The 12,109-nt window shown below is 74.3% G+C and carries 12 protein-coding genes; 7 read left to right on the top strand and 5 right to left on the bottom strand.

Going from position 1 to position 12,109, the window contains the following annotated elements; translation table 11 throughout:
* Both LR269_RS18280 and LR269_RS18275 read right to left on the bottom strand, forming a co-directional pair.
* Positions 1-1,346: amidohydrolase (locus tag LR269_RS18280; RefSeq protein WP_231432181.1), on the bottom strand; the 1,346-nt coding region annotated here is incomplete at its 3' end.
* Positions 1,343-2,638 (bottom strand): MFS transporter, encoded by a 1,296-nt coding sequence (locus LR269_RS18275; RefSeq protein WP_231432180.1) that lies wholly within the window; start codon positions 2,636-2,638, stop codon positions 1,343-1,345. The genes LR269_RS18280 and LR269_RS18275, both read right to left, overlap by 4 nt.
* A 197-nt stretch (positions 2,639-2,835) precedes the next feature.
* Here LR269_RS18275 and LR269_RS18270 point away from each other — a divergent pair, with 197 nt between their 5' ends.
* From LR269_RS18270 to LR269_RS18250, 5 genes are all read left to right on the top strand, one after another.
* A complete protein-coding gene (locus LR269_RS18270) occupies positions 2,836-3,450 on the top strand; it encodes a TetR/AcrR family transcriptional regulator (protein WP_231432179.1) in 615 nt (204 codons plus the stop codon).
* Between the two features lie 41 nt (positions 3,451-3,491).
* Positions 3,492-3,938, top strand: coding sequence for a MaoC family dehydratase N-terminal domain-containing protein (locus LR269_RS18265; protein WP_231432178.1), 447 nt, complete (start codon positions 3,492-3,494; stop codon positions 3,936-3,938).
* Positions 3,938-4,363 (top strand): MaoC family dehydratase, encoded by a 426-nt coding sequence (locus tag LR269_RS18260; protein ID WP_231432177.1) that lies wholly within the window; start codon positions 3,938-3,940, stop codon positions 4,361-4,363. The genes LR269_RS18265 and LR269_RS18260 overlap by 1 nt, the downstream gene beginning before the upstream one ends.
* A 1-nt stretch (position 4,364) precedes the next feature.
* Positions 4,365-5,612 carry a UDP-N-acetylmuramate dehydrogenase gene (locus LR269_RS18255; protein WP_231432176.1) on the top strand — a complete coding sequence of 416 codons (1,248 nt, stop codon included), beginning with the start codon at positions 4,365-4,367 and terminating at the stop codon, positions 5,610-5,612.
* Between the two features lie 209 nt (positions 5,613-5,821).
* The gene (locus LR269_RS18250) at positions 5,822-6,190 is read left to right on the top strand and encodes a hypothetical protein (RefSeq protein ID WP_231432175.1); all 369 of its coding nucleotides are present in this window, start codon (positions 5,822-5,824) and stop codon (positions 6,188-6,190) included.
* A gap of 30 nt (positions 6,191-6,220) precedes the next feature.
* On the opposite strand, the gene LR269_RS18245 is transcribed toward LR269_RS18250, so the two are convergent.
* Both LR269_RS18245 and LR269_RS18240 read right to left on the bottom strand, forming a co-directional pair.
* Entirely contained in the window at positions 6,221-6,697 is a 477-nt protein-coding gene (locus tag LR269_RS18245; protein ID WP_231432174.1) for a hypothetical protein, read from the bottom strand.
* On the bottom strand, positions 6,694-8,373 hold the full coding sequence (locus LR269_RS18240) for a PspC domain-containing protein (RefSeq protein WP_231432173.1): 1,680 nt from the start codon (positions 8,371-8,373) through the stop codon (positions 6,694-6,696). Before LR269_RS18240 ends, LR269_RS18245 begins: the two co-directional genes overlap by 4 nt.
* Positions 8,374-8,576: 203 nt before the next feature.
* On the opposite strand from LR269_RS18240, the gene LR269_RS18235 reads away from it, so the two are divergent.
* Positions 8,577-9,776, top strand: coding sequence for an ATP-binding protein (locus LR269_RS18235; RefSeq protein WP_231432172.1), 1,200 nt, complete (start codon positions 8,577-8,579; stop codon positions 9,774-9,776).
* Entirely contained in the window at positions 9,769-10,437 is a 669-nt protein-coding gene (locus tag LR269_RS18230) for a response regulator transcription factor (RefSeq protein WP_231432171.1), read from the top strand. The genes LR269_RS18235 and LR269_RS18230 overlap by 8 nt, the downstream gene beginning before the upstream one ends.
* A gap of 28 nt (positions 10,438-10,465) precedes the next feature.
* Here the strand turns inward: LR269_RS18230 and LR269_RS18225 are convergent, their stop codons facing one another.
* Positions 10,466-12,064, bottom strand: a complete 1,599-nt coding sequence (locus tag LR269_RS18225) for a phosphatase PAP2 family protein (protein ID WP_231432170.1) — start codon at positions 12,062-12,064, stop codon at positions 10,466-10,468.
* Positions 12,065-12,109 lie beyond the last annotated feature (45 nt).

The following is a 12,109-nucleotide window of genomic DNA, read 5'->3' as shown; positions in this document are numbered from 1 at the left end:
TGCGGCGCGGTCGGCGCGTCGGTCGAGAACGCGAGCAGGGCGCCCGCGTCGCGGTACTCGGGCCACGCGAAGCCGCGGTCGACGCGGTCGTCGCCGAGGCGGGCCATCCAGTTGTCCATGATCGACGGGTCGCAGTGCACGGGCTGCATCGATGCGGTGACGCCGAGCCGCGCCATCCGCTCGGCCGTGCCGCGCGCCGCGTACTCGAGGTGCTCGACGCGGTGCCGGCGCGGGCGGTCGCCGGGCCGGTCGCCGTTGACCTCGATCGCGTGCTCGATCGCGTCGAGCGCCGACGAGCTCGCGGCATCCCCGATGGCGTGCAGTGCGACCTGCAGGCCCGCGGCGTCGGCCGCGGCGACCACGGGGGCCATCTGCTCGTAGGGCCAGATCGGGTCGGCGTTCGATCCGTCGGCGTACGGCGACTGCATGGCGGCCGTGCAGGCGTCGATCACGCCGTCGGTGATGAGCTTGATGCCGGCGATGCGCAGCCACGGGCTGCCGCCGCCCTGCGCGAGCTCCACGGCGCGGGCGACCTGCGCGAGGTTCTCGGCGTCGTCGCCCGTGTTGTCGACGAGCCAGTACCCGACGAGGTGGAACGGCAGCCCCCCGCGCCGGGCGACGACGCGCTCGAACGAGGCGAGCTCGCGCTCCCCGAACGCCATGTCGGCCGCGCCGGTAACGCCCGTCGCGAGATACGCGTCGAGCGCGCGCTCGACAGCGGCGTCGCGATCCGCGTCGGTCGTGACCTCGGCGAGGTGCGCCCACACGTGGTACATCGCCGCGGTCTCGTAGAGCAGGCCGTCGGGCTCGCCGTCGGCGTCGCGGCCGATGCGCCCGCCGATCGGGTCGGGGGTGTCGCGCGTGATGCCGAGCTCGGCGAGGGCGGCCGAGTTGACCCAGGTCGAGTGCAGGTCGTTCGCGTCGAGGAAGACGGGCACGTCGTCGACGACCTCGTCGATCATCTGCCGGGTGGGCGAGCCGCCGGGCACCGAGTCGAACAGCCACGAGACGCCGAGCAGGCGGGGCGCGTCGGGCGCGGCATCCCGTGCAGCCCGCAGACGCGCCTGGATCTCGCCGAGGTCGCGGGCGTCGCGCAGCTGCACCCGGCCGAGGGCGTCGCCGAGCATGTGCAGGTGGGTGTGCACGTCGAGGAAGCCGGGCACGACGAGCCGGCCGCCGAGATCCTGCACCTCGGCGTCGGGGCCCGCCGCCGAGGCGGCGGTCGCGGCATCCCCGACGAAGGCGAGCGACTCGCCGTCGACGACGAGCGCCTCGGCCCACTCGGCCCCGTCGCCGGGGCGGTTCGCGGTGAAGATGCGGGCATTGGTGACGAGCGTGCGACTCACGCGGTGACCTCCTGGGTCTGGGCGGATGCCTCGGGCGACGCGCCGGCCGGCGGGCCGGCCTCTGCGCGCTGGAGGCGGGTGGACAGGCGGGCGACGGCGACCGCCGGAACCGCGAGCACGAAGCTCGCGACGCCGAGTGCGACGACGAAGCCCTGGTAGCCGAGCGCCTCGACGAGCGCGGCCCCGATGACCGGGGTCAGGCTCGAGCCGACGAGGTAGACGGCGAGCAGGGGTCCCGACCACCGGCCGTCGGCGTCGAGCGCGGCCGAGGTCGAGACGAAGTACATGAAGGCGAGGGCGTAGACCGTGTTCCAGGCGATGAACACGACGATGAAGCTCGTCTCGTCGGTCGTGAAGCCCTCCACGATCTTCAGGATGCCACCGAGTGCGAGCAGGATGCCGAGCGGGAGCGCTCGTCCGAAGCGGTCGCCGACGATCATGAGCATCACCGACCCGACGAGCCCGCCCGCGGTCGCGCCGCTGAGTGCGAGGCCGAGACCGGCGTCGGTGAGCCCGGCCTGCTCGGCGCCCATGACGCCGGCCATCGCCCAGAGCGAGTCCTCGCTCGCCGCCCAGAGCGCGAACGTCACGAGCAGCACGAACCCGGCGATCGTGACGAGGCGCGTCGTCGCGGGGCTCCGCTCGGGCAGGGCGCGCACGACGCCGGTCGGCGGCACCTCGACGGGCACCGCCTCGGCGACCGCGGCGCCGGCCTGCGGCGCGTGCACGGGCGCGGCGGGCAGCCAGCCGCTCACCGCGAGTGCGGCGAGGCTGAAGAGCGCGAGCGCGCCGAACACGTCGATCGGGGCGAGCCCGACGAGCGGGATGACGAGGAGCACGATCGTGATGACGCCGCGGTTCGCGAGGCCGTTGAAGCCCGCGACCCGGTCGGGGTTGCGGAAGGCCGCGATGGCCGCGCCCGCCGCGGCGACCGCGCCGCCGGCGCCGGCGCCGCCGACGAGCAGTCCGCCGACGACGACGCCGGGCTCGGGCACGAGCGCCGCTGCACCGAAGCCGACGACGCCCAGCACGAGCCCGGCGCGGGCGACGAGCAGCCGGCGCGGTCCGGCGCAGAGCGGCGCCGCAGCGAGGCCGACGATCGCGGTCGCCAGCAGGGCGCCCGTGACGATCCAGCTCGCAGTGAGCACGTCGGCGTCGAGCGCCGACTGCAGCGCCGTGATCATGTAGGGCGAGAGGTTGACGCCGAGGTAGCCGGCGATGGCGATCGCGAAGGTCGCGGTCGCGGTGGGCGGGCGCAGCGGAACGCGTGCGCTGAGGTCGGAGTGCGACATCGGGGCTCCGGTGGGGGATCGGGGCACTTCGGCGTGCCGGGGATGACGCGGCCGGGGGGCAGCCGCTTAAATGAATGGTGTTCGTTTATTATGCACGGGGCGGCCCGATCCGCAACCCTCGGCCCGAGGCATCCGCGTAGGCTGACCTGATTGCCCGATGACGTCCGATCACGGACGACCGACCCGAGGAGGAGCGCATGGCGAGGCCCAAGGTGCCGCTCCTGTCGGCCGACCGCATCGCCGATGCGGCGATCGACCTCGTCGACTCGGGCGCCCCGTTCGGGGTCAACGCGCTCGCCCGCAGCCTCGGGGTGACGCCGTCGTCGCTGTACAACCACGTCGACGGGCGCGACGGCATCATCGAGCTCATGCGCGGTCGGCTCGGCCGCCGCTACCTGCTCGAGACGCCGGGCGGCACCTGGGACGAGGTCGTCGTCGCCACGATGCAGCGCATGCGACGGCTCTACGCCGAGCACCCGGCGATCGTGCCGCTGCTCGTCGGCAAGACGATCACCGACGACACCGTCATCGCGGGCTACGACTCGCTCGCGACGGCGCTCGTCGAGGGCGGATTCCCCGACGACGAGGTGCTGCCGGTCGTCGCCGTGCTCGACTCGTTCGCCCTCGGCTTCGGGCTCGACTACGCCTCGCCCGACGACATCTGGCAGCCCGGCGTGCCGACGAAGAGCCTCGGCCGACTCATCGCCTCGGCCGAACGCGGCGACGCGCGCTCCGACCGGGTCTTCGAGCTCGGCCTCGAGCTCCTGCTCGACGCCCTGCGCCTGCGGCTGGCCCGCCTGCGCGACGACTGACGCCGCCGAGCCCGACCGCGCACGCCGAATAGACTGACGGGGTGTCTGTGAACCCCGAGCTGCAGGGGCGGGTCTTCCCGCCCACCGAGCCGTACCTCGTCGGTCGTGAGAAGGTGCGCGAGTTCGCCCGCGCCGTGTTCGCGACGAACCCGATCAACCTCGACCCCGAGGCTGCGCGCGCCGCGGGCCACGCCGACGTGGTCGCCCCGCCGACCTTCGCCGTCGTCGTGCAGGAGCACACCCTCGCCCAGCTGCTCGCCGACCCCGACGCGGGCATCGACTTCTCGCGGGTCGTGCACGGCGACCAGCGCTTCACGTCGACCCGCGCCATCGTCGCGGGCGACCTGCTCACCGCGACCCTCACCGTCTCGAGCGTGAAGACGCTCGGCGCCCACTCGATGGTCACGGCCGAGTCGGTCATCACCGACGAAGGCGGCGCGCACGTCGTCACCGCGATCTCGACGCTCGTCATCCGAGGAGAAGACTGATGCCGACCCCCGACCTCGCGTCCCTCGCCGTCGGCGACGTCGTCGCCGAGCGGACCTTCGACCTCACGCGCGACTCGCTCGTGCGCTACGCCGGCGCCTCGGGCGACTTCAACCCGATCCACTACCGCGACGACGTCGCCGCGTCGGTCGGCCTGCCGGGCGTGCTCGCGCACGGCATGCTGACCATGGGCCTCGCCGTGCAGCCGGTCGTCGACTGGGTCGGCGACCCCGCCCGCGTCGTCGACTACCAGGTGCGCTTCACGCGCCCCGTCGTCGTCGACCCCGAGCACGGCGCCGCCGTGTCGGTGGTCGCGAAGGTCGGGCAGCTCGACGCCGAGGCATCCGCTGCTCGCATCGATCTCACCGTGACGTACGACGGCGCGACGGTGCTCGGCAAGGCCCAGGTCCGCGTCGCGCTCGGCTGACATGACCGACGCTCCCCGCTTCTCCGAGCTCACGACCCTGCGGGTCGGCGGGCCGATCGCCCGCCTCGTCACCGCGACGACCCAGCGCGACCTCGTCGACCTCGCGCGCGAAGCCTGGCAGTCGGATGACCCGTGGCTCGCGCTCGGCGGCGGATCGAACCTGCTCGTCGGCGACGGCGGGTTCGAGGGCACGGTCATCCGCGTCGCGACGCGCGGCATCGAGGTGCTGCCGACCGGTCGGTCGAGGCTCGGGTCGAGGAGCGACGAAGGGGCGCATCGAGACCACCCGCCCGCCGAGGGATCGGTGCGCCTGCGCGTGCAGGCCGGCGAGACGTGGGACGACCTCGTCGCGTGGACGGTCGAGCAGGGCTACTCGGGCATCGAGGCGCTGTCCGGCATCCCCGGCTCGGTCGGGGCGGCGCCCGTGCAGAACATCGGCGCCTACGGCCAGGAGCTCGAGGCCGTGCTCGTCGCGATCGAGTTCCTCGACGAGGGCGCCGACGCCCCGCGCCGCATGGCGGCCGACGAGCTCGAGCTCGGCTACCGCACCTCCGTGCTGAAGCAGGGCCTTCGCGGCATCGTCGTCTCGGTCGAGCTCGACCTGCACGACACGTCGGCCGAGCACGCGGTGCTCGGCGAGTCGATCGGGCAGCCCATCGCGTACGCCCAGCTCGCCGGCGCGCTCGGCGTGCAGCTCGGCGACCGCGTGCCGATCGCGCGAGTGCGCGAGACGGTGCTCGCGCTGCGCGCGTCGAAGGGCATGGTGCTCGACCCCGACGACGCCGACTCGGTGAGCGCGGGCTCGTTCTTCACCAACCCGATCGTGACCGAGCGGGTGGCGCGCACGATGCCCGCCGCCGCCCCGCGCTGGTACGTCGAGCCCGACGAGCCCGACGAGGTGACGCCGCTGTCGACGCTCGCCTCGGGCACCCCGCTCGACGCGTTCCTCGAGCTGCAGGCCTCGCTCGAGGCATCCGAGGTCGAGAACCCGGCGGAGGCCTCGGTGCCGGGCCCGCTCGTGAAGCTCTCGGCGGCGTGGCTGATCGAGCAGGCGGGCATCCGGCGAGGCTTCGCGCTGCCGGGCTCGCGCGCGGCGATCTCGTCGAAGCACACGCTCGCGCTCACGAACCGCGGGGGAGCGAGCGCCGAGGAGCTCGTGCAGCTCGCGCGCTTCGTGCAGCAGCGGGTGCAGGCCGAGTTCGGCATCGTGCTGCACCCCGAGCCGGTGCTCGTCGGCGTCGAGCTGTAGCCGGGTTGCGGGCATCGACGAACCCGGAGTCCGCCGCGTGGTCGAGCAGCCGGCTGTGCGCGTTCGGTGACGTTCACGCAATGTAGGAAGAATCGCCCGACACGCCGCCGACCGCTCCGCGACGCGCCGTGCAAGCGGAGGAACTTCCTACATTCCGCGCGCCGGATCGTACTGGGCCGGTGACAGCTCGCCGCGCTAGGGTCGGACGGGTGAACCGCCCCGACCTCATCGAACACCGCCGCCCCGACGGCGAGCTCGTCGGCTGGCTGCGCCCCGAGGGCGAGGGCTTCGTGCCCGTCGACCTGCTCGGCCGCGAGCTCGGCGACTCTGTCGACTGGCTCACGGGCGAGGAGCAGCTCGAAGCGCGCGGTCTGGCCTATCTCGCCGACCCGTACGTGCTGCTGCTCGGCGACGGCACCGAGCTGCGGGTGCGCATCACCGAGGTGAGCGCCGACCGCATCGTCGTGAAGAAGGACGACTTCGGCGCGATCGACGTGCCGCTCATGCGGTTCGAGCTCGGGTGGCCGATGCCGCCCGAGCTCACGCCGCTCGGCGATCGCGAGCTGCCCGCCTGGTGAGGGGGCGGAACGGGCGGATGCCTCGGCGCGTCACCCGCGGGCGGCTCGGCGCCTGCGCTCGCCGCGCCGGATGAGCCCGACCCCTCCGAAGAGCGCGACGATGACGCCGACCACGAGCAGGCCGTAGAGCGGCAGCAGCCCGAGCGGGATCGACTCGAGCCAGGCGAGCGCGTCGTCGCGGTGCTGCAGATTCGAGAGCACCCAGAGGGTGAGCCCGGCGACGGAGCCGAAGATCAACGCCCAGACGAGTGCGCCCCAGCGGATGGTCGGACGCGGTGCGGTCGCGGCGGCCGCCGGCGCCGTCGGAGCGGCGGCGGGCCGGTCGTCGTCGCCCGGCCCGGCGATCGGGGTGAGCACCTCGGTGGGTGCGGGCGGCTCGAGGCCGGTGGCCGGCTCCCTCCGGGCCACCTCGGTGTCGAGCAGCTCGGCCTCGACGACCTCGGTGTCGATGGCGGGCGCACCGGCACGCTCGGGCAGCGCGCCGACGTTCTCGTCGTTCCCGGTCATTCCTGTCCCTCCCAGACGTTGACCTCCACGTAGCCGGAGGTCTGCCGCAGCACGAGGCGCGCATCGGCGTCATCGCTCTCCGATCGGGTGATCCCCTCGGAGGTGATCGTGTAGACCCGCGAGTCGGAGTCGGTGAGCTCCTCGGCGCTCCCGTAGCCGTCGGCGTCGTAGGTGAAGACGGTGACGTCGCCGGCGTCGGTCGCGTCGAGCACGATCGACGTGTGCGGGTCGATCGTCACATAGGCGTTCCCGAGGACCTGGGTCAAGGTGACGGTCTGGGCCTCGTCCGGATAGCCGTCGTACGCACCGATCGAGATCCACGCGTCGCCGACCGGCTGCACGAGCTGCTGCGGGTATCCGAGCGACACGCTCGCGCTGGGGGCGAGCAGCGTGCCGAACGGGGCCATCGCCGATGAGCTGGTGGCGATCAGCATCGCGACGACGCTCACCGAGGCGAGCGTCGCGAGCGCGCCGCTGCGTCGCCGCCAGAGGGCGGCCACGATCATGGCCGCCGAGAGCACGAGGGTCGCCGTGGCGAAGGCGATCGCGACGGCGTACTGCGCCGCATCTGGAACGCCGAGCGCCCAGATCGCGGCGCCCGCGCCGGCGACGAGCGCGAGGCCGAGCATCGTGAACACGAACGCCGCGCTCGCCCGCGGGCGCGCCGCACGCCGTGCCTCACGTGCCGCCGCCGCGGCGGCCTGGAACTCGAGCGCCCGCGCCCGCGTCTCCTCGGCGGCCTGCTGGCGCGCGGCGCGCTGGGCCTCCGCCTGGCCGGCCTTCCATTCGGCGTGCGACTCGCGCCACGCCTCGTGCTGGGCGCGCCACTCGGCGATCGTCGCCGCGTCGGCGCCCTCGGCGGGCACCGGCGGTTCACCGGCGGGCGCCGGGGATGCCGTGGCGGAAGCCGGAGCCGGGGACACCGGGGTCGAAGCCAGGGCGGTGAACGCGGCGGCGCCGGCGGCACCGGTCGCGCCGGCGGACCCCGCGGCACTCGCCGCGCCGTCGGGTTCGGGTGATGGATACCCCGGGCCGGCGACGGGCGCGGAAGCCTCGCGCGACGCGCCGCCGGCCGGGGCGTTCTGGGAGGCCCGGCGAACGAGCCAGATGACGAGGACGACGATCGCAGCTGCGATCATGAGGCCCCAGATCGTGCGGAACACTCCGCCGAGGTCGATGCCGGCCCACGAGTACGCCGGCCACTCGGGCCACCAGCGCCAGCCGAGCCATCCGCCCTGCACGAGCGGGATGAAGCCGATGACGCCCATCACCGCGATGCCCACGACGGCGGGGTCGACGATTCCGCGGGTGAGCCGCTCGAAGTGGATCTCGCCCTCGGTGTCGGGCAGCAGCAGCCACGCGACGGCGTAGACGAGCACGAACGGGGCGCCGAGCACGGCGATCACGACCACGATGCCGCGAACGACGATCGGGTCGATGCCGAGCCTCGCGCCGACGCCGGCGCACACGCCGCCGAGCCATCCGGCCCGACGCGGCACGCCGAGCCGGCGGAGCCAGGCGTAGAAGCCCGGCCCCGCAGCCCGATCGGCGGGGTCGCCGCCGTGCGCATCTCTCGAAGGGTCAGGAGCCGAACCGACCGCCCCGTCGGCGTGCGGGCCGGCGGCCGCGCTCCGACCCGTCGAGTCCGCCGCCCCCGCAGCGTTCTCCGGGCCCATCGCGTCCTCCGGCACTGGGCCGGACCCGGATGTCTCCGAGTCCGCCTCAGGGGTGGTCTGATTCGTCTCCATGGCTTCGATGCTGGCAGTCGGCCGGGGGCGCCCGCCATGGGGTGGATCCCTGATTCGACCCTGAGCCGGTCCCTCGGCCCGTGGCCGAGGCATCCTCGTCTGGTTTGATGGCTGGCATGGAGACGCCCCGGATGACCCGCCCGCGCGCCTGCGCGGCGACCGGGGTCGCGGCGGGGCTCGCGGCGCACCTCGGCTGGCCCGTGGCCCTCGTGCGCGCCGCGTTCGTCGTGACGAGCTTCGCATGGGGCGCGGGGCTGCTGCTCTACCTCTGGCTGTGGGCGCTGACCCCGTGGGACGAGGGCGACGCCCGGCCGACCCGCCGCGCGCCCGTCGCGTGGCTGCTCGTGGTCGCGTCGACGGTGGTGCTCGTCGCGGTCTGGACGCAGAGCGGCCAGTGGTACTTCACCGCGGCGGCGAGCTGGTGGCAGTGGTACGCCGCCACCTACGTCGGCATCGGGCTCGCGGTCGCGGCGTCGGCGTGGGCGACCCTCATCGATCGTCCCGACCCGGCACGCGGCCCCCGCCACGAACTCGTCATCCGCAGCATCGCCACGGTCGTGCTCGCCGCGACCGCGCTCGAGCTGGTCTTCGTGGTGAACCCCGAGGCGAACGGACGCATGAGCGCCGTCGCCGTCTTCGTCGCGGCGCTCGCCGCCGTGCTCGGCATCCTGCTCGTCTACGTGCCGACGCTCATCGCCAAGTGGCGCGAGCTCACCGACGAGCGCACCAAGCGCATCCGCGAGGAGCAGCGCAGCGAGATCGCCGCGCACCTCCACGACTCGGTGCTGCAGACCCTCGCACTCATCCAGAACCGGGCCGGCGCGACGAGCGAGGTCGCCCGCATCGCCCGTGCGCAGGAGCGGGAGCTGCGCGACTGGCTGTTCGCCGGCGACGCGCCGGCCGACAGCGACCTCGGCACCGACCTGCGCGGGTTCGCCGCCGACCTCGAGATCGACTTCCCCGTGACCGTCGACGTCGTGGTGGTCGGCGAGCAGCGCGAGCGGGCGAGCGGCGAGCTCGCCGCGGCCGCGCGCGAGGCGATGCTCAACGCTGCCCGGCACGCCGGCGGCGAGATCTCGGTCTACGTCGAGTCGACGCCCGCGGCCGTCGAGGTGTTCGTTCGCGACCGCGGACCGGGGTTCGCGCTCGCCGAGGTGCCGGACGACCGGCTCGGCGTGCGGCAGTCGATCATCGGGCGCATGCGCCGGGCGGGCGGCTCGGCGACGGTCGTCCCGGGTGCGGGCGGCGTCGGCACCGAGGTGCGACTGCGGTTCCCCGGCGAACGCGGCTTCCCGGGCGAGCGCAACGGAGCGGAGGCGCTGCATGGCTGAACGGGTGCGGGTCGTCGTGGTCGACGACCACTCGATCTTCAGGTCGGGCCTGAAGGCCGACCTCGACGACAGCGTCGAGGTCGTGGGCGAGGCCCACGACGTCGAGAGCGCCGTCGCGATCGTCACGGATGCCGCGCCCGAGGTGGTGCTCCTCGACGTGCACCTGCCCGGAACCGCCGTGCCGGCGGGGTCCACCGGCGGTGCGGAGGTGATCCGGCGGTCGGCGCCCGCGGTGCCGGGCACGCGGTTCCTCGCGCTCTCGGTCTCCGACAAGGCCGAGGACGTGGTCGGCGTGATCCGCGCGGGCGCGCGGGGGTACATCACGAAGGGCTCGTCGGGCGCCGACGTGAGCCGTGCCGTGCACGCCGTCGCGAGCGGCGATGCCGTGTTCTCGCCGAAGCTCGCGGGGTTCGTGCTCGACGCCTTCGGCGCAGCCGTCGGCGAGACGGCGCAGGCGAGCGACGAGCTCGACCGGCTGTCGGCGCGCGAGCAGGAGGTCATGCGCCTCATCGCCCGCGGCTACGCCTACAAGGAGGTGGCGGCCGAGCTCTACATCTCGACGAAGACCGTCGAGACCCACGTCTCGGCCGTGCTGCGCAAGCTGCAGCTCTCGAGCCGGCACGAGCTCACCGCCTGGGCGAACGCCCGCCGCCTGCTCTGAGGCCGCCGACTGCGCCGAGCAGCCGGCGTCAGCTCTCGTGCGCGCGGCCGGGGCGGTAGACGTCGAGCGCCTCCGGGACGATCCGTACCGTCGTGCGGTAGCCTGGCGCGGCGGTGCGGGCGGATGCGTCGGCGGTCGCCTCGATCGCGACCTCCCCGTCGTGCGCGAAGCCCGGCGGCTGTCCGTGGCGGGGCCGCACGAGCACGTCGATCGACTCGGTCGTGTACGACTCGAAGCGCTTCGGCAGCAGCCGCATTCGCCGGAGCACCGCGCTCGTGCGCCGGCCGAAGGCGAGCGTGCCCGCTGCACGGAACCGCGAGCCCGCGTGCAGGACGCGCACGTCGAGCACGCCGCCGTCGAGCCTGCTCCGGCGCATCGGCGCGGGTATGCCCGGGTCGTTCGGCCCGACGCCGATGTAGAGGCTCCAGACGCGGGCGCGACGGGCGCCGACGACGACGTTCACGGGGGCGGAACGGCGCAGCACCCGGTTCGCCGCGATGACCGCGGCGAGCCACTTGCCGTACCGGTGCTCGCGGCCCTCGCGCTCGGCGACGAAGTCCGGGTAGAGCCCGACCGACGCGGTGTTCAGCACCGTGATCGGCGGGCCGCCCGCGAAGCTGAGCTCGGCGACATCGGCGCGCACCCCTTCGCCGCGCTGCAGGCCATCGACGGCGAGGTCGACCGTGGCGGCGCCGGCGGCCCGCGCGAAGTGGTTGAAGGTGCCGCCCGGCACGACGAGGAGCGGCACGCCCGCGGCCCGCGCCTCGTGGGCCACCGCCGCGACCGAGCCGTCGCCGCCGCAGACGCCGAGGATTCGCGGCGGCTCGGCGCGGGCGAGTGCCCTGCGGGCGGCGGCGCCGGGATCGTCGCCGGCGGCGTCCTCGAGCACGTGCAGCTCGGCGCGCGGCAGCCGGCGCTCGAGCACGCGCACGGGATCGCTCCGGAGCACGCTCGTCCCCGACGACCGGTTGACCACGATGAAGACGCCCTCGCCGTCGGGAGACGCGGGAAGACGGCGGTCGGTGCCGCTCGCGGCGGTGGACTCGCCTGCCGCCCGGCGATGCGGGTGCACGACGACCGCGCCGAGCCCGCCGACGGCGGCACCGAGGGCGAGCCCGCCGACGACGTCGGAGAGCCAGTGCGCCCCGGTGTGGAGACGCGAGTAGCCGACGCCGAGGGCGGCCGGAGCCAGCGCGGCGCCGAGTCGGGGCGACTCGATCGCGACGCCGGTGACGAACGCCGCGGCGCTCGCCGAATGCCCCGACGGGAACGAGGGGGTGATCGGCGGCTTCGGCAGTCGCCGGGCGATCGGCACGTCCGCGAGCAGCGGCCGATCGCCGCCGAACACGCGTTTCGCGATCACGTTCGTGAGCGCGCTCGCGACGAGCAGTGATCCGAGCCCGCGCGCGGCGATCCGCCGTCGCCCGGTCACGGCCAGCACGCCGGCGATCGTCCACCACAGCACGCCGCGGTCGGCGAAGCCGGAGACGCGCGACCAGAAGCGGTCGACGAGCGGGTGAGTGCGGCGGGCGTTCACGCGACGCGTCGCCGAAGCATCCGCTCGCCGCACCCAGGCGGGCAGAATCCTCGTGCGCTGCACGGCGACCCGCACGTCGCGAACTCCCACGCCGTCATCGTAGGCGCGGGCGGCCGTACCGTCGACCGGTTGCGA

This window comes from Agromyces sp. S2-1-8 (assembly GCF_021129215.1).
Lineage (GTDB): Bacteria > Actinomycetota > Actinomycetes > Actinomycetales > Microbacteriaceae > Agromyces > Agromyces chromiiresistens.
This window is presented reverse-complemented; position numbering and strand designations above follow the sequence as displayed.